This is a genomic window from Actinacidiphila sp. bgisy160 (genome assembly GCF_057707815.1).
Map to the genome: position 1 here is coordinate 119521 of NZ_JBYIQW010000005.1, position 16011 is coordinate 135531.

Consider the following 16011-nt stretch of genomic DNA (forward strand, 5'->3'; position numbering starts at 1 on the left):
CGTAGATATGCTGGTCTGGTGACCATGCCCACCACTGTTCCCGCTCACGGCCCCGACGCCGCGGCCCGGCTGGCGTCCATGGCCGACGTCACGGCCTCCGACGCCGCGCTGCGCCGCTACCTGCACGGGCTGCCCGGCGTCGACGCGGTCGGTCTCGAGGCCCGCGCCGCAAGCCTCGGCACCCGTTCGATCAAGACCACGGCGAAGGCGTACGCCATCGACCTGGCGATCTCGATGATCGACCTGACCACGCTCGAAGGCGCGGACACCCCGGGCAAGGTCCGGGCGCTGTCCGCCAAGGGCGTCAACCCGGACCCGACCGACCGCACGACCCCCAAGGTCGCCGCGATCTGCGTCTACCCGGACATGGTCGCGACCGCCAAGGAGGCCCTCGGCGACTCCGGCGTGCACGTCGCGTCCGTCGCCACCGCCTTCCCGGCCGGCCGCGCCGCACTGCCGGTGAAGCTCGCCGACACCGCCGACGCGGTGGCCGCCGGCGCCGACGAAGTGGACATGGTCATCGACCGCGGTGCCTTCCTCGCCGGCCACTACCTGAAGGTCTTCGAGGAGATCAGGGCGGTCAAGGAGGCCTGCCGCCGTCCCGACGGCAGCTCCGCCCGCCTCAAGGTCATCTTCGAGACCGGCGAGCTGGCCACGTACGACAACATCCGCCGCGCCTCCTGGCTCGGCATGCTCGCGGGCGCCGACTTCATCAAGACCTCCACCGGCAAGGTGGCCGTCAACGCCACCCCCGCCAACACCCTGCTGATGCTCGAGGCCGTGCGCGACTTCCGCGCCGCCACGGGCGTCCAGGTCGGGGTGAAGCCCGCCGGCGGCATCCGCACCTCCAAGGACGCCATCAAGTTCCTGGTCCTCGTCAACGAGACCGTGGGCGACGAGTGGCTGAGCAACGAGTGGTTCCGTTTCGGCGCGTCCAGCCTGCTGAACGACCTGCTCATGCAGCGCCAGAAGCTGAGCACCGGCCGCTACTCCGGTCCCGACTACGTGACGGTGGACTGAGGACTCCGATGACACAGACCAAGAAGAACCAGCAGTCCCCGCAGGACCGGGCGGCCGGCCAGCCGGCACCGGGCTCGGCCTTCGCGTACGCGCCGGCGCCGGAGTCCCGCTCCGTCGTCGACATCGCCCCCTCCTACGGCCTGTTCATCGACGGCGAGTTCACCGACGCCGCCGACGGCCGGGTCTTCAAGACCGTGAGCCCGTCCACCGAGGAGGTCCTCTCCGAGGTCGCCCAGGCGGGCGAGGCGGACGTGGACCGGGCCGTCAGGGCCGCTCGCAAGGCCTTCGAGTCATGGTCGGCGCTGCCCGGCTCCGAGCGCGCCAAGTACCTGTTCCGCATCGCCCGGATCATCCAGGAGCGCTCGCGCGAGCTGGCCGTCCTGGAGTCGCTGGACAACGGCAAGCCGATCAAGGAGACCCGCGACGCCGACCTCCCGCTGGTCGCCGCGTACTTCTTCTACTACGCCGGCTGGGCCGACAAGCTCGCGCACGCCGGCTTCGGCCCGGCCCCCCGCCCGCTGGGCGTGGCCGGCCAGGTCATCCCGTGGAACTTCCCGCTGCTGATGCTGGCGTGGAAGATCGCCCCGGCGCTGGCCACCGGCAACACCGTCGTCCTCAAGCCGGCCGAGACCACCCCGCTGTCCGCGCTGTTCTTCGCCGACATCTGCCGCCAGGCGGGCCTGCCCAAGGGCGTCGTCAACATCCTCCCCGGCTACGGGGACGCCGGCGCCGCGCTGGTCGCGCACGAGGGCGTCGACAAGGTCGCCTTCACCGGCTCCACCGCCGTCGGCAAGCAGATCGCCCGCACCGTCGCCGGTACGAAGAAGAAGGTCACCCTGGAGCTGGGCGGCAAGGGCGCCAACATCGTCTTCGACGACGCACCCGTCGATCAGGCCGTCGAGGGCATCGTCAACGGGATCTTCTTCAACCAGGGCCAGGTCTGCTGCGCCGGCTCCCGGCTGCTGCTCCAGGAGTCCGTCGCGGACGAGGTGCTCGACGCGCTCAAGCGCCGGCTGTCGACGCTGCGCGTCGGCGACCCCCTGGACAAGAACACCGACATCGGCGCCATCAACTCCGCCGAGCAGCTGGCCCGGATCACCGCGCTCGCCGAGGCCGGCGAGGCCGAGGGCGCCGAGCGCTGGTCTCCGGCCTGCGAACTGCCCTCGGCGGGCTACTGGTTCGCACCGACGCTGTTCACCGGGGTCACCCAGGCGCACCGCATCGCCCGCGAGGAGATCTTCGGCCCGGTCCTGTCGGTGCTGACCTTCCGTACCCCGGCCGAGGCCGTGGAGAAGGCCAACAACACCCCGTACGGCCTGTCCGCCGGGATCTGGACGGAGAAGGGCTCGCGCATCCTCTCGGTCGCGAACCAGCTCCGCGCGGGCGTGGTGTGGGCCAACACGTTCAACAAGTTCGACCCGACCTCGCCCTTCGGCGGCTACAAGGAGTCGGGCTTCGGCCGCGAGGGCGGCCGCCACGGTCTGGAGGCCTACCTCGATGTCCGATAAGTCCGAGAAGGCCGGGGCAGTGCGGCTGTCCGTCTTCAAGACCTACAAGCTGTTCGTCGGGGGCAAGTTCCCCCGCAGCGAGAGCGGGCGGGTGTACGAGGTGACCGACGCCAAGGGCAAGTGGCTCGCCAACGCCCCGCAGTCCTCCCGCAAGGACGCCCGTGACGCGGTGTCCGCCGCCCGCAAGGCCTTCGCCGGCTGGTCGGGCGCGACGGCGTACAACCGGGGGCAGGTCCTCTACCGCGTCGCGGAGATGCTGGAGGGCCGCCGGGAGCAGTTCGTCCGCGAGGTCGGCGAGGCCGAGGGGCTGTCGAAGTCCAAGGCGGCGGCCGTGGTGGACGCCGCGATCGACCGCTGGGTCTGGTACGCGGGCTGGACCGACAAGATCGCCCAGGTCGTGGGCGGCGCCAACCCGGTGGCGGGACCGTACTTCAACCTGTCGAGCCCGGAGCCGACCGGTGTCGTCGCGGTCCTCGCGCCGCAGGAGTCGTCCTTCCTGGGCCTGGTCTCGGTGATCGCCCCGGTGATCGCCACCGGCAACACCGCGGTCGTGGTGACCAGCGAGCGGGCCCCGCTGCCCGCGCTGTCACTGGGCGAGGTACTGGCCACCTCCGACCTGCCGGGCGGCGTCGTCAACATCCTGTCCGGCCGCACAGCCGAGGTCGCGCCGACGCTCGCCGCGCACATGGACGTCAACGCGCTGGACCTGGCGGGGACGGTGGACGACGCCGGACTGGCGAGGGAGCTGGAGGTCGCCGCCGCGGACAACCTCAAGCGTGTGCTCCGTCCGCAGGCCGTGGACTGGGCGGCCGAGCCCGGCACGGACCGCATGACGGCCTTCCTGGAGACCAAGACCGTCTGGCACCCCGCGGGTGCCGGCGCGGCCTCGGGCTCCGCCTACTGACCCGCTCCCCCGGCGGCCCGTCCCGTCGCCGGGGGACCGGGAGCGCCCGCACGACCCGGCGGCGGGCCCTCGCCATCGTTGTGTCCCCGCGAGGGCCCGCCGCCGTCAGCCGCCCTGCAGGGTCCTGACGGCGTCGCCGATCAACGGCAGGTCCGCGACCGTGCGGCTGTCGGCGACCGGCTTGGTGACGTCCGCGGTGGAGACCGGCTTGAAGTCGGCGACCTGCGAACCCACGGAGTTGTCCAGGGGGTTGACGCTGGTCCGCGCGAGCGGGTTCACCGGCAGGTGGTTCACCGTGCCGATCAGGGCCGACGTCGCCGCCCGGCCGGCCTCGGCGGCCGTGGCCGTTCCTTCGCTCTGGGCGTCCGCGTGCGCCGCCCCCGCCGAGGCGACGGCCGCGACGGACGACACCGCGAGGACGGTGGCGCGGAGGAGGGTGCGGGAGAACTGCGGCATGAGGATCCACCTGCCTGGTCGCCGGCCCGCTCGCTCACGGACCGGTCCCGGGACGACCCGGCGGCCGTCCCCGTACGCGACAATGACATAACTCACCGTAGTTGGTCGAACATCACGCATCCAAAGCATGTCCCGGCGGGTCACTCCAAAGGCGGAATGCGTCACACTGGTGTCCCGTGAGCTCTCGCCCTCCCGCCGCCCGCGTGATCCTGCTGACCGGCCCCTCCGGGTCCGGCAAGTCCTCCCTCGCCGCCCGCACCGGCCTGCCGGTCCTGCGACTGGACGACTTCTACAAGGAGGGTGACGATCCGTCCCTCCCGATGCTGCCGAGCGGCATCGGCGCCGACTGGGACTCCCCGCTGTCCTGGAACGCCGACGCGGCCGTCGCGGCCGTGGCGGAGCTGTGCGCCACGGGCCGGACCGCCGTCCCGGTGTACGAGATCTCCTCCAGCTCCATCACCGGACGGGCGGAGGTCGGCCTCGACGGGGCGCCGCTCTTCATCGCGGAGGGCATCTTCGCCGCCGACATCGTCGCGCGCTGCGCCGAACTCGGTCTGCTCGCCGACGCGCTGTGCCTGAGCCGCGGCGCGGTCACCACCGCCCGCCGCCGCTTCGCCCGGGACCTGCGCGAGAGCCGGAAGTCGCTGCCCTTCCTGCTGCGCCGCGGGTGGAACCTGATGCGCGCCGAACGGGACATCATCGCCCGGCACGCGGCGCTCGGGGCGCATGTGTGCGACCGGGACGAGGCACTGGAACGGATCGGTCGCGCATCTTTTCCGACGGTTGCCGTTCGCGTTTGAACGAAACGGCGCGCGGGTCCGTAAGGCATGCGTGAGGGAGCGGTGCGCACAGACCCCCCGCTGGGCGCGACCGCTCCCTCTTGCTTCCCCCGATTCCCCCCGGTTCCCCCGATTCCCCCCCGTTTCCCCGTTCCCCCCGGCGTCAGGCCACCAGCTCGCCGAACGCCGCCTCCTCGTCGACGCCCGTGCTGAGCGTCGCGTCCTCGCGCAGCCGGCGCAGGGAGCGCCAGATGCTGCTCTTCACCGTGCCGACGCTGATGCCGAGGATCTCGGCGATCTCCGGGTCGGTGCGGCCCTCGTAGTAGCGGAGCACCAGCATCGTGCGCTGCGGCTCCGGGAGCTTGGCCAGCGCCTGCCACAGCACCGCCCGCAGCTCGGTGCCGCGCATCGCGTCCGTCTCGCCCGCCGTCTCCGGCAGCTCCTCGGTCGGGTACTCGTTGAGCTTGCGGCGCCGCCAGGCGCTGATGTGCAGATTGGTCATGGTCCGGCGCAGGTAACCGCCGACCGCGGCCTTGTCGCTGATCCGGTCCCAGGCCCGGTAGGTGGAGAACAGCGCGCTCTGCAGCAGGTCCTCCGCCTCGAAGCGGTCGCCCGTCAGGTGGTAGGCGGTCGCGTACAGAGAGGCCCGGCGCTCCTGGACGTACGCGGTGAAGTCCGCGTCCGCCGTGAAGCACCGCTCCCCCGGGATCCCCCGGGCCCCCGTGGCCTCCCCGTAGGCGACACCCCCGTGCCCCCCGTCTCCCCCGTGACCGCCCTCGATCGCCGTGATGTACGGCGGCCGGTTGCGAACCACCTGACGCCCGGTGCCACGAGCGCACCCCCGCCCGCCCGTGGCACCGGACTTCTCTGCGCCCCGGCCCGCGGTGTGCAGGCGCGGCTGAAGGACTGCGGTGGTCGTCGTGCTGTGCAGTGCGTTCATTTCGCGCCCCCCGTGGGTGGAGCCGGCCTGGTCTTCGTACCCGTCCGGCGGGGGCCGCCCGTTCGGCGTCCCCGTCGATGACCAATAGCGTGCCGCGCCAGTTTCATGGCGCTGTCCGCCGAGTGTCACAGCCCCGTCACAGACCACGGCGGTACCTTCCACGGGCCGTCTTGGGAGAGAATGCGGGCGTGCCTTTCCTGTTGCTGATCGAGGACGACGACGCCATCCGAGCGAGCCTCGAACTCGCCCTGTCGCGCCAGGGCCACCGTGTGGTGGCCGCGGCAACGGGCGAGGACGGGCTGAAGCTGCTGCGCGAGCAGCGACCGGACCTGATCGTGCTGGACGTGATGCTCCCGGGCATCGACGGTTTCGAGGTGTGCCGGCGCATCCGGCGGACCGACCAGCTGCCGATCATCCTGCTGACCGCGCGCAGCGACGACATCGACGTCGTGGTGGGTCTGGAGTCCGGCGCGGACGACTACGTCGTCAAGCCCATCCAGCCGCGCGTGCTGGACGCCCGCATCCGCGCCGTGCTGCGGCGGGGCGAGCGGGACAGCACCGACTCGGCCGCCTTCGGCAGCATCGTCATCGACCGCTCGGCGATGACCGTCACGAAGAACGGCGAGGACCTGCAGCTCACTCCGACCGAGCTGCGGCTGCTGCTGGAGCTGAGCCGCCGCCCGGGGCAGGCGCTGTCCCGGCAGCAGTTGCTGCGCCTGGTGTGGGAACACGACTACCTCGGTGACTCGCGTCTGGTGGACGCCTGTGTGCAGCGGCTGCGCGCCAAGATCGAGGACGTGCCCTCCTCGCCGACCCTGATCCGCACCGTACGGGGTGTCGGGTACCGGCTGGACGCGCCGGCGTGAGTCGACCGCATCACGAGGACACGGCCGGTGACGACGAAACCGACCGGCGGCTGAGCGGCTGGAGGTCACGGCTGCTGCGGCTCACCAGCCTGCGGCTGCGTCTGGTCGCCGTCTTCGCCGCCGTGGCGCTGGCGGCCGCCGTCTCCGCCTCGGGCATCGCGTACTGGCTCAACCGCGACGCCGTGCTCACCCGTGCCCAGAACGCCGCTCTCAACGACTTCCGCGCCTCGATGACCCGCAACGCGGGCTCGCTGCCGCGGCACCCGTCCTGCGACAAGCTGGCCGACGCCGCGCGCAGCATCGGCGCCAGCACCCAGAACTACCAGGTGCTGCTGATCGGCACCGGGCCGGACGGCGAGCGCTGCGCGACCAAGTCGCAGAGCGACGGCTTCTCACTGGACGCCGTCCCCTCGACGCTGCGCAAGGCCGTCAGCAAGCGCAACCCCAAGACGGGCGACTCCGCCGAGTACCACCTGTACTGGCAGCGGGTCACCCGCGACGGCCAGCCGTACCTGGTGGGCGGGGCCAAGGTGATCGGCGGCGGCCCGACCGGCTACATGTTCAAGTCGCTGGAGGCCGAGCGGAAGGACCTCAACTCGCTGGCCTGGTCGCTCGGCATCGCCACCGCCCTCGCCCTGATCGGTGCGGCACTGCTCGCCCAGGCCGCGGCCTCGACCGTGCTGCGGCCCGTGGCCCGCCTCGGCGACGCCGCCAGGAGGCTCGGCGAGGGCAAGCTCGACACCCGGCTGCGGGTCACCGGCACCGACGAACTCGCGGAGCTGTCGCGGACGTTCAACCGCACCGCGGAGCGGCTGGAGCGGCGGGTCGACGAGCTCAGCCAGCGCGAGGCGGCCAGCCGGCGCTTCGTCGCCGACATGTCGCACGAGCTACGCACCCCGCTGACCGCGATCACCGCCGTGACCGAGGTGCTGGAGGACGAGGCGGACTCCCTCGACCCGATGATCGCCCCGGCGGTGCGGCTGGTGGTGAGCGAGACCAAGCGGCTGGGCGAGCTGGTGGAGAACCTGATGGAGGTCACCCGCTTCGACGCGGGCACCGCGCGCCTGGTCCTGGACGACGTCGACGTCTCCGACCTGGTCACCGCCTGCATCGACGCCCGCGCCTGGCTGGACGCGGTGGAGCTGGACGCGCCGCGCGGCATCATCGCCCTGCTCGATCCGCGCCGCATCGACGTGATCCTCGCCAACCTGATCGGCAACGCCCTCAAGCACGGCGGCTCGCCGGTCCGGGTCAAGGTGCGGCAGGACGGGGACGAACTCGTCGTCGAGGTCGCCGACAACGGCCCCGGCATCCCCGAGGACGTGCTGCCGCACGTCTTCGACCGGTTCTTCAAGGCGGACGCCTCCCGGGCCCGTTCCGAGGGGAGCGGCCTGGGCCTGTCCATCGCGCTGGAGAACGCACACATCCACGGCGGAGAGATCGCCGCGGCCAACAGCCCCGGTGGCGGTGCGGTGTTCACGCTGCGGCTGCCGATGCGCACCGGGGCCGGCCAGGCGGCGGAGACCGAGGAAGGGAACGAAGGCAAGTGACGCAGCCGTCCCGGGACGCCGCCCCGAAGGCCCCGGGGCTCCCGTCCCCGGGCGCCGCCCACCGCCGGCGCGCCCCGCTCCTCGCCCTGGCCGGCCTGGTGCTGCTGGCCGGCTGCGGTATCCGCACCACCTCGGTGCCGGTGGACGCCGGGCCGGCGCCCTCCCGCGTCTCCTGCGCGGTGCCCGACGAGGAGGCGACCGCCACGGCCACGGCCACGGCCTCCGCCTCGCCACGGGGACTGACCGCCCGGGTGTACCTGGTGTGCAGCGCCCAGGTGGCCGGCGTGAACCGCTCGGTGCGGACCGAGGGCCCGGACCAGCTGGGCGTGGCGGTGCTGCTCCTGCGCGAGCTGCAGCGCAAGCCGCGCGGCGGCGAGTCGTCGGCCGGCTTCACCACGGCCGTGCAGGGCGACCTGGCGGTGGAGGGGCCGCGGCGCGGCGACCCGCGCGGATCGCTCCGGCTCAGCGCCCCGCTGGGCGACCTCCCGCCGTTCGCGCTCGCCCAACTGGTGTGCACCTACGCCGGCACGGCCGCGGGCTCCGGCGACGGCGGTGTGCTCCTGGGCGGCTCCGACGACACCCCGGTGCGCCGCTTCACCTGCACCGGCGACCTGCGCACCGACCCGGAGGCGGCGGAGACCGCTGGAACCGCCGTGAAGTGACAGACGTCCTTCCAGGCGTGCGGCGCGACGGCTCTCTCCCGAAAGTGCGCGCGGTGGGCCTGACACTCGCCGCGGTCCATCTGGCTCTGCTGGGGTGGCTGATGCTGCGTCCGCAGTACGTGCCCTGGGTGGACGCCCCCAATCTCCGTCCGTTCGCCACCATCCGCCACGACCTCACCATGGGACCCGCGGAGGCGGCCCGCCGGATCGGCGCGGGGCTGGCGCTGCTGGCCCCGCTGGGCGTGCTGCTGCCGATGGCCGGCGGCCGGGTGCGGGTCTCGGCGCCGGGCTCGTTCGCGCGGACGGTCTTCGCGGGACTGATGATCTCGCTGACCCTGGAATTCGTGCAGACCGGGGTGCCGGGCCAGATCTTCGACGTGGACGCCCTGCTGCTCAACACGGCGGGTGTCGCGCTGGCCCACCTCGCCGTGGTGCCCGCGGCCCGCGCGTGGGCGCACCGGCGCAGCCTCCGCCAGGAGGACCGGCTGACCGGTGCTCAGGGGCGGACCCCGAGGATTCACAGGGTCGGGATCGCACCGTAGAGCGATGAATCGCGGCGGTATGCGCTCGTACGGTGATGTATCGGCCGGAGAGACCGGCCTGGACTCCCGAAGGAGCACCCCCATGTCCGCACTGGTCCGCCCCCGTCACGGCCGGATGATCGCCGGAGTCTGCGCCGGGCTCGCAGACCGGTTCGGCACCTCCGCCGCCACGATGCGCGTGATCTTCCTGCTGTCGTGCCTGCTACCCGGGCCGCAGTTCCTGCTCTACCTCGCGCTGTGGCTGCTGCTGCCGGGCGAGGTGAGCACGAAGGCCGCCGTTTGACGCCACGGGCCCCCGGAAGGCCGGCGGGCCGCACCCCGAGGGGGTGCGGCCCGTCCGCGGTACGTCCGGCCGGTGCTCAGCCGCCGATCGGCAGGCCCTGCAGCGGGAGCTGGCCCAGCGGCAGCTGACCGCCGACCGGGAGGCCGCCGAGCAGCGTGCTCAGGCCCTGGGGCGCGTTCTGCACGCCGGGGACGAGGTTGGCCGACTTCGGCAGGCCGCTGGTGACGGCACCGACCGGGACCGCCTTCGCGACGCCCGCGACCGGCAGGGAGGCCGGCAGGGCCGAGGCGTCCGGCAGGCCCAGGCCGGCTTCCGAAGGAGCGGCGGAGGCGACGCCCGCGGCGGCCCCGACGAAGGCCACGCCCAGCGCGGCGGCACCGAGAGTCTTGACGGTTCCGGTCTTCATGGTTGCGATCCTCGTGATGGGGGATGGTGCGTCCGCCGCGGCACACACGGATCGTGTTCGCGGGATATCGGAACGTAGCGACGGAACACGGGGCGGTGCAAGCAGCCGCGCGCCGTCGCACCGGGCCCGGGCCGTCCCGCCGCCGCACGGCGGGACGGCCCGGGGCTCATCCCTCTTCCGGCGAGGAATCGCTGGCCACAGCGGTGGCGGCGGTCGTCTGACGGAACAGCCACTCGGCCTTCAGCTCCGAGTATCCGGGCTTGATCACGTCATTGATCATGGCGAGACGTTCATCGAAAGGGATGAAGGCGGACTTCATCGCGTTGACGGTGAACCACTGCATGTCGTCGAGGGTGTATCCGAACGCGGCCACCAGTTCGGCGAACTCGCGGCTCATGCTCGTACCGCTCATCAGCCGGTTGTCGGTGTTGACGGTGACCCGGAAGTGCAGCCGGCGCAGCAGTCCGATGGGATGCTCCGCGTACGAGGCGGCCGCGCCGGTCTGCAGGTTGGAGGTGGGGCACATCTCCAGGGGGATGCGCTTGTCGCGCACGTAGTTGGCGAGCCGGCCGAGGGCGACCGTGCCGTCGTCCGCGACCTCGATGTCGTCGATGATGCGCACGCCGTGACCGAGCCGGTCCGCGCCGCACCACTGCAGGGCCTGCCAGATGGAGGGCAGGCCGAAGGCCTCGCCCGCGTGGATGGTGAAGTGGAAGTTCTCCCGCTGGAGGTACTCGAAGGCGTCGAGGTGGCGGGTGGGCGGGAAGCCCGCCTCGGCGCCCGCGATGTCGAAGCCGACGACGCCCCGGTCGCGGTAGCGGATGGCGAGTTCGGCGATCTCCTGCGAGCGGGCGGCGTGCCGCATCGCGGTGAGCAGGGCGCCCACCCGGATCCGCCCACCCGCCTCGCGGGCCCGCCGTTCGCCCTCCCGGAAGCCCGCGTTGACGGCCTCCACGACCTCGTCGAGGGAGAGCCCGCGTTCGACGTGGAGCTCGGGGGCGTAGCGCACCTCGGCGTAGACGACCCCGTCCGCGGCGAGGTCCTCGGCGGCCTCGGCGGCGACGCGGGTGAGCGCCTCGCGGCTCTGCATGACGCCGACCGTGTGCGAGAAGGTCTCCAGGTAACGCTCCAGCGAGCCGGAGTCGGCGGCCTCGCGGAACCAGGTGCCGAGCTTGTCCGGGTCGGTCTCCGGCAGGCCGTCGTAGCCCGACGCGCGGGCCAGGTCGACGACGGTCCCGGGGCGGACGCCGCCGTCGAGGTGGTCGTGGAGCAGGACCTTGGGCGCGCGGCGGATCTGCTCGGGCGTGGGGGTCGCCCCCGCAGCGCCCGCGGGGAAGGGGAGCGTGCTTGAGCTCGTCATTTCCGAAACATACCCCCTACGCGCGTAGAACTTTTGGATGATGCCGAATATTGATCTCCCGGCCAGGTCGTGCGCACCTTCCCGTCTGCCATGGTTACGCCATGGCTTCGCAAGCTTTACCGGTGCGTGGTGCGCGGTTGGGAAAGAGAGTGACACCGGGTCTGAACCCGGCGGCACGGCGGGAGGCGGACGGCGAGGCCGTCCGGGCCGCCGTGCTGCTGCTGCCCGGCGGCAGTGCGCTGAGCACCCGTCGGCGCTCCCCCGTGGCCGCCGCGGCGATGGTGCCGCTGGCCCGCCGGCTGGTGCGGGCGGCGGGCCGCGGTGAGGGTCTGGCCGTGCACGTCGTGCACTACCGCTTCCGCGGCTGGAACGGCGGTCACGCCCACCCGGCCGAGGACGCGCGGTGGGCCGTCGACGAGGTCGTCCGCCGTTACGGTGACGTACCGGTGTCACTGGTCGGCATGGACATGGGCGGCCGGGCCGCGCTGCGCGCAGCGGGCCATCAGGCCGTCGACTCCGCGGTCGCCATAGCCCCGTGGCTGCCGGACGCGCCGGAGCCCGATCCGGTGAAGCAGCTGATAGGCCGCCACGTCCTGATCGTGCACGGCACGAACGACGACTCCACCCACCCGGAGCTCTCCTACCGGCTGGCCGAGCGGGTGAAGAAGGTCAACCGGGACGTGTGCCGGTTCGAGGTGCACACCGACGGACATCTGCTGCACGGCCACCGGGCCGAAGTCGCCTCCCTGACCGTCGACTTCGTCCTCGGCACCCTGCTGGGACGGTCCTTCGCCCGCCCGGTCGCCGACGCGCTGGCCGCCCCTCCCCCACTCGGCCTGCGCATGCCCCTGGCCTCGGGTTTCGGACGGTCGCCCCAGATGCGCTGACCCCGACGTGTCCGCGCCATCGGCCCCGCCCCGGCGTCGGCCGCGGGGCCGGGGGCTGCGGCCGTCCGGCAGCCGCGGCCCCGGCCCCGTGCCGTGAGCGGGTGAGCGGCCCACGGAATTCTCGGTGCGACTACGGGTGCCGACGCGCCGTCATCCGGGGAGGAGCTGCCCACGCCTGCCCAGCAGGAACTTCTTGAACGCCGTGACGGGCGCCGTGTCGGGGTGGCCGCCGAGCCAGGCCACGCCGATCTCCCGGACCGCGCGCGGGGCGGTGACCGTCAGCTCCACGACGCCCGGGCGCGGGACGAGCGGGGGCGGCAGCAGGGCCACCCCGAGCCCGGCGGCGACCAGGCCGCGCAGGGTCTCGGCCTCCTCCCCCTCGAAGGCCACCCGCGGGGTGAAGCCCGCCTCCGCGCACAGGGCGTCGGTGATGCGCCGCAACCCGTAGCCGGGCTCCAGGCTCACGAACAGCTCCCCGGACGCCTCCGCCAGGCGGACCCTGCGCCGGGTGGCGAGCCGGTGGTCGGCGGGGACGACCAGCCGCAGCCGCTGCTCGTCCAGGCGCCGGACGACCAGGTCGGGCGCGTCCGGCACCGGTGAGGTCAGGCAGAGGTCCAGCTCGCCCGCGCGCAGCCCGGCGAGCATCGCCTCGCCGTAGTTCTGCACGAGCTGGAACCGGATTCGCGGGTGGTCGGCGCGGAAGGCCCGCAGCAGGGCCGGTACGGTCTCGGGGCCGAGCGTGTGGAGGAAGCCGAAGGCGACCCGTCCCGACTGCGGGTCCGCGTCGGCACGCACGGACTCGGCCGAGCGCTCCACCTCGCCCAGCGCCCGCTCCACGGAGACGAGGAAACCACGGCCCGCGGGCGTGAGCGAGACCGTACGGCCCTGACGGGCGAAGAGCGTGACCCCCAGGTCGAGTTCGAGCCGGACCATGGCCCGGCTGAGCGTGGACTGCGGCACCCCCAGCTCGCGTGCCGCGCGGGTGACGTGCTCGTGCCGCGCCACGGCGGCGAACTGGGCGAGCCTGGGCGCCAGCACCGCCGCCCAGGACGCGCTGTCCAACTCGGCCCGGGTGTCTGTTGCGTCACGGGTCGGTGACAGCGATCGTGCTGACCTCGCTTCATGCGCCATGGGAACGATTATGGCTACTCCGTGCATTGGACGCATGAAACAGGCCCGGCCTAGCGTGAGGACATGTCTCCCGCCGATACAGGGGCGTCCACCGTGACACGGCCGGGCGCCGCCGCCTCCGCCTCCTCAGCCGCCACGCTCCGTCCGGGCGAACCCGGTTACCGCCGAGCCATCCTGGCCCTGTTCGCCGCGGGTCTCGCCACCTTCGCCCTGCTCTACTCGACGCAGGCCCTGCTGCCGGCGCTCTCCACGGGGCTGTCCCTCAGCCCGGCCCAGGCCAGCCTCACCGTCTCGGCCACCACCGCCGCGCTGGCGCTGGCCCTGCTGCCGGTGAGCGCGCTGAGCGAGAAGTACGGTCGCACGGCCGTGATGACCACGTCTGTCTTCAGCGCCTCGGCGCTGGCCCTGGTCATCCCCTTCGCGCCGGACCTGACCACCCTGGTCGTCCTGCGCGCCGTGCAGGGCGTGGCCCTCGCCGGGCTCCCCGCGACCGCGATGGCCTACCTCGGCGAGGAGATCCACCCCAAGGCGGTCGCCTCCGCGATCGGCCTCTACGTCGCGGGCAACAGCATCGGCGGCATGAGCGCCCGGGTCCTCACCGGCGCCGTGGCGCAGGCCTTCGGCTGGCGCGCCGCGCTGTTCGCCGCCGGCGCGATGGCGGTGCTGTGCGCCGTCGCCTTCCGCCTGCTGATCCCCGCCGCCCGCAACTTCCGTCCCGGCCCGGTCAGTCCCGCCGCCCTGTGGCGTACGGTCACCGGCCACCTGGGCACTCCGCTGCTGCGCCGGCTCTACCTGATCGGGCTGCTCTTCATGGCGGTCTTCGGCGCCGTCTACAACGTGCTGGCCTACCGGCTCGCCGCCGGGCCCTTCGGCCTGTCGCAGACCGCGATCGGCCTCATCTTCCTGGTCTACCTGGTCGGCACCGGCGCCTCCGCGGCCTCCGGGGTCCTGCACGGCCGCCTCGGGCGGCGCGGCGCCCTGTACGTCGCCGTGGTGCTGGCCACGGGCGGGCTGCTGCTCACCCTCGCGGGGTCCCTGGCCGCCGTGCTGAGCGGCCTGGTCCTCATCACCGCCGGCTTCTTCACCGGCCACTCCATCGCCTCCGGCGCGGTCAGCCGTACGGCCACCACCGGCCGCGCCCAGGCCTCCGCGCTCTACCTGACCGCGTACTACATCGGCAACAGTCTCGGCGGCACCCTCGGCGCCTCCGCCTTCCACGCCGCCGGCTGGGGCGGCACCGTCGCCCTGTGCCTGGCCGCCGTCCTGGGCGTCGCGGGGATCACCCTGTACGCGACCCGGCGCGCGGTCACGGACCGGCGGCTCGCCGTCCCGGCAGGACGCCCGGCCTGAGGGCCTGACCCGACGCGGAAAGACGAACGGGACCGGTGGAATCCACCGGCCCCGTTCCGCGTCGCGGGGTGGCCCGGCTCAGGCGATACGGTCCAGCACGATCGGGTCCGGCGTGAAGGCGGTGCCCGCCGGGGAGATCTCGACCCCGCCGGCCAGCGCCTCCAGCGCGTAGTCGAACCTCTCCGGGGTGTCGGTGTGCAGGGTGAGCAGCGGCTGGCCCTGCGTCACCGTGGCACCCGGCTTGGCGTGCAGCTCGACGCCCGCGCCGGCCTGAACCGGGTCCTCCTTGCGCGCCCGGCCGGCGCCCAGGCGCCAGGCGGCGACACCGACGGCGTAGGCGTCCATGCCGGTGAGGACACCGGACCGCTCGGCCGTCACGACGTGCTGCTCCCGCGCGACGGGCAGCGTCGCGTCCGGGTCACCGCCCTGGGCGGCGATCATGCGGCGCCACACGTCCATGGCGGAGCCGTCGGCGAGCGCCTTGGCCGGGTCGGCGTCCTTCAGCCCGGCCGCGTCGAGCATCTCGCGCGCCAGAGCCAGGGTCAGCTCGACCACGTCGGCCGGGCCTCCGCCCGCCAGCACCTCGACGGACTCGCGGACCTCCAGCGCGTTGCCCGCGGTCAGGCCGAGCGGGGTGGACATGTCGGTGAGCAGCGCCACCGTCCGCACCCCGTGGTCGGTGCCGAGGCCCACCATCGTGGCGGCCAGCTCCCGCGCCTGCTCCAGGTTCTTCATGAAGGCGCCGGAGCCGACCTTGACGTCCAGGACGAGCGAGCCCGTGCCCTCGGCGATCTTCTTGGACATGATCGAGGAGGCGATCAGCGGGATCGCCTCGACGGTGCCGGTGACGTCGCGCAGCGCGTACAGCTTCTTGTCGGCCGGGGCGAGGCCGTCGCCCGCGGCGCAGATGACGGCGCCGGTGTCGCCCAGGACCCGCAGCATCTCGTCGTTCGACAGCAGCGCCCGCCAGCCGGGGATGGACTCCAGCTTGTCCAGGGTGCCGCCGGTGTGGCCGAGGCCCCGGCCGGACAGCTGGGGAACGGCCGCACCGCAGGCCGCGACCAGAGGCGCGAGCGGCAGTGTGATCTTGTCGCCGACGCCACCGGTGGAGTGCTTGTCGGCGGTCGGGCGGGGCAGCGAGGAGAAGTCCATGCGCTCGCCGCTGGCGATCATCGCGGCCGTCCAGCGCGCGATCTCGGCCCGGTCCATGCCGTTGAGCAGGATCGCCATCGCGAGCGCGGACATCTGCTCGTCGGCGACCTCACCCCTGGTGTAGGCGTCGATGACCCAGTCGATCTGGTCGTCGCCGAGTCGGCCGCCGTCGCGCTTGGTGCGGATGACGGAAATGGCGTCCATGATTCACGTAC

General features: G+C 73.0%; 17 protein-coding genes. 11 read left to right on the forward strand and 6 right to left on the reverse strand.

Going from position 1 to position 16011, the window contains the following annotated elements; genetic code table 11:
- The first annotated feature begins 24 nt into the window (after positions 1-24).
- Genes deoC through AC3EUJ_RS07270 form a run of 3 tightly spaced genes read left to right on the forward strand, consistent with a single transcriptional unit; the run spans position 25 to position 3432 of the window.
- A complete protein-coding gene (gene deoC / locus AC3EUJ_RS07260; RefSeq protein ID WP_431960252.1) occupies positions 25-1020 on the forward strand; it encodes a deoxyribose-phosphate aldolase in 996 nt (331 codons plus the stop codon).
- 8 nt (positions 1021-1028) lie between these two features.
- A complete protein-coding gene (locus tag AC3EUJ_RS07265) occupies positions 1029-2528 on the forward strand; it encodes an aldehyde dehydrogenase family protein (protein ID WP_431960154.1) in 1500 nt (499 codons plus the stop codon).
- A complete protein-coding gene (locus AC3EUJ_RS07270; RefSeq protein ID WP_431960155.1) occupies positions 2518-3432 on the forward strand; it encodes an aldehyde dehydrogenase family protein in 915 nt (304 codons plus the stop codon). Before AC3EUJ_RS07265 ends, AC3EUJ_RS07270 begins: the two co-directional genes overlap by 11 nt.
- 105 nt (positions 3433-3537) lie before the next feature.
- On the opposite strand, the gene AC3EUJ_RS07275 is transcribed toward AC3EUJ_RS07270, so the two are convergent.
- Positions 3538-3888, reverse strand: coding sequence for a hypothetical protein (locus tag AC3EUJ_RS07275; RefSeq protein ID WP_431960157.1), 351 nt, complete (start codon positions 3886-3888; stop codon positions 3538-3540).
- Between the two features lie 176 nt (positions 3889-4064).
- Between AC3EUJ_RS07275 and AC3EUJ_RS07280 the strand changes: the two genes are divergently transcribed.
- Complete coding sequence (locus AC3EUJ_RS07280) at positions 4065-4688, forward strand: ATP-binding protein (protein ID WP_431960158.1); 624 nt, start codon at positions 4065-4067, stop codon at positions 4686-4688.
- Positions 4689-4830: 142 nt separating this feature from the next.
- On the opposite strand, the gene AC3EUJ_RS07285 is transcribed toward AC3EUJ_RS07280, so the two are convergent.
- A complete protein-coding gene (locus AC3EUJ_RS07285; RefSeq protein WP_431960159.1) occupies positions 4831-5607 on the reverse strand; it encodes a SigE family RNA polymerase sigma factor in 777 nt (258 codons plus the stop codon).
- A gap of 188 nt (positions 5608-5795) precedes the next feature.
- Between AC3EUJ_RS07285 and AC3EUJ_RS07290 the strand changes: the two genes are divergently transcribed.
- The 5 genes from AC3EUJ_RS07290 (at position 5796) to AC3EUJ_RS07310 (ending at position 9510) form a co-directional block, all read left to right on the forward strand.
- Positions 5796-6473: a response regulator gene (locus tag AC3EUJ_RS07290; RefSeq protein WP_431960160.1), complete on the forward strand. Its 678-nt coding sequence runs from the start codon at positions 5796-5798 to the stop codon at positions 6471-6473.
- A complete protein-coding gene (locus AC3EUJ_RS07295) occupies positions 6470-8023 on the forward strand; it encodes an ATP-binding protein (RefSeq protein WP_431960161.1) in 1554 nt (517 codons plus the stop codon). The genes AC3EUJ_RS07290 and AC3EUJ_RS07295 overlap by 4 nt, the downstream gene beginning before the upstream one ends.
- Positions 8020-8685, forward strand: coding sequence for a hypothetical protein (locus tag AC3EUJ_RS07300; protein WP_431960162.1), 666 nt, complete (start codon positions 8020-8022; stop codon positions 8683-8685). Before AC3EUJ_RS07295 ends, AC3EUJ_RS07300 begins: the two co-directional genes overlap by 4 nt.
- Positions 8686-8738: 53 nt before the next feature.
- Positions 8739-9227, forward strand: coding sequence for a VanZ family protein (locus AC3EUJ_RS07305; protein WP_431960163.1), 489 nt, complete (start codon positions 8739-8741; stop codon positions 9225-9227).
- An 82-nt stretch (positions 9228-9309) separates the two neighbouring features.
- Positions 9310-9510 carry a PspC domain-containing protein gene (locus tag AC3EUJ_RS07310; RefSeq protein WP_431960164.1) on the forward strand — a complete coding sequence of 67 codons (201 nt, stop codon included), beginning with the start codon at positions 9310-9312 and terminating at the stop codon, positions 9508-9510.
- 76 nt (positions 9511-9586) lie between these two features.
- Here the strand turns inward: AC3EUJ_RS07310 and AC3EUJ_RS07315 are convergent, their stop codons facing one another.
- Both AC3EUJ_RS07315 and AC3EUJ_RS07320 read right to left on the reverse strand, forming a co-directional pair.
- Positions 9587-9916: a hypothetical protein gene (locus tag AC3EUJ_RS07315; RefSeq protein ID WP_431960165.1), complete on the reverse strand. Its 330-nt coding sequence runs from the start codon at positions 9914-9916 to the stop codon at positions 9587-9589.
- Positions 9917-10082: 166 nt separating this feature from the next.
- A complete protein-coding gene (locus AC3EUJ_RS07320) occupies positions 10083-11276 on the reverse strand; it encodes an adenosine deaminase (protein WP_431960166.1) in 1194 nt (397 codons plus the stop codon).
- A 101-nt stretch (positions 11277-11377) separates the two neighbouring features.
- On the opposite strand from AC3EUJ_RS07320, the gene AC3EUJ_RS07325 reads away from it, so the two are divergent.
- Positions 11378-12163, forward strand: coding sequence for an alpha/beta hydrolase (locus AC3EUJ_RS07325; protein ID WP_431960167.1), 786 nt, complete (start codon positions 11378-11380; stop codon positions 12161-12163).
- A gap of 150 nt (positions 12164-12313) precedes the next feature.
- On the opposite strand, the gene AC3EUJ_RS07330 is transcribed toward AC3EUJ_RS07325, so the two are convergent.
- On the reverse strand, positions 12314-13294 hold the full coding sequence (locus AC3EUJ_RS07330; RefSeq protein ID WP_431960168.1) for a LysR family transcriptional regulator: 981 nt from the start codon (positions 13292-13294) through the stop codon (positions 12314-12316).
- Positions 13295-13357: 63 nt separating this feature from the next.
- Here AC3EUJ_RS07330 and AC3EUJ_RS07335 point away from each other — a divergent pair, with 63 nt between their 5' ends.
- The gene (locus tag AC3EUJ_RS07335; RefSeq protein ID WP_431960169.1) at positions 13358-14644 is read left to right on the forward strand and encodes an MFS transporter; all 1287 of its coding nucleotides are present in this window, start codon (positions 13358-13360) and stop codon (positions 14642-14644) included.
- A gap of 78 nt (positions 14645-14722) precedes the next feature.
- Here AC3EUJ_RS07335 and AC3EUJ_RS07340 read toward each other — a convergent pair whose 3' ends face one another.
- Positions 14723-16000: a thymidine phosphorylase gene (locus tag AC3EUJ_RS07340; RefSeq protein WP_431960170.1), complete on the reverse strand. Its 1278-nt coding sequence runs from the start codon at positions 15998-16000 to the stop codon at positions 14723-14725.
- Between the last annotated feature and the right edge of the window lie 11 nt (positions 16001-16011).

Excerpts from the sequence above, each read along its gene's own strand:
- deoC (WP_431960252.1), top strand. The coding sequence starts at position 25 with ATGCCCACCACTGTTCCCGCTCACGGCCCCGACGCCGCGGCCCGGCTG.
- AC3EUJ_RS07265 (WP_431960154.1), top strand. The coding sequence starts at position 1,029 with ATGACACAGACCAAGAAGAACCAGCAGTCCCCGCAGGACCGGGCGGCC.
- AC3EUJ_RS07270 (WP_431960155.1), top strand. The coding sequence starts at position 2,518 with ATGTCCGATAAGTCCGAGAAGGCCGGGGCAGTGCGGCTGTCCGTCTTC.
- AC3EUJ_RS07275 (WP_431960157.1), bottom strand. The coding sequence starts at position 3,888 with ATGCCGCAGTTCTCCCGCACCCTCCTCCGCGCCACCGTCCTCGCGGTG.
- AC3EUJ_RS07285 (WP_431960159.1), bottom strand. The coding sequence starts at position 5,607 with ATGAACGCACTGCACAGCACGACGACCACCGCAGTCCTTCAGCCGCGC.
- AC3EUJ_RS07310 (WP_431960164.1), top strand. The coding sequence starts at position 9,310 with ATGTCCGCACTGGTCCGCCCCCGTCACGGCCGGATGATCGCCGGAGTC.
- AC3EUJ_RS07315 (WP_431960165.1), bottom strand. The coding sequence starts at position 9,916 with ATGAAGACCGGAACCGTCAAGACTCTCGGTGCCGCCGCGCTGGGCGTG.
- AC3EUJ_RS07320 (WP_431960166.1), bottom strand. The coding sequence starts at position 11,276 with ATGACGAGCTCAAGCACGCTCCCCTTCCCCGCGGGCGCTGCGGGGGCG.
- AC3EUJ_RS07325 (WP_431960167.1), top strand. The coding sequence starts at position 11,378 with ATGGCTTCGCAAGCTTTACCGGTGCGTGGTGCGCGGTTGGGAAAGAGA.
- AC3EUJ_RS07330 (WP_431960168.1), bottom strand. The coding sequence starts at position 13,294 with ATGGCGCATGAAGCGAGGTCAGCACGATCGCTGTCACCGACCCGTGAC.
- AC3EUJ_RS07335 (WP_431960169.1), top strand. The coding sequence starts at position 13,358 with ATGTCTCCCGCCGATACAGGGGCGTCCACCGTGACACGGCCGGGCGCC.
- AC3EUJ_RS07340 (WP_431960170.1), bottom strand. The coding sequence starts at position 16,000 with ATGGACGCCATTTCCGTCATCCGCACCAAGCGCGACGGCGGCCGACTC.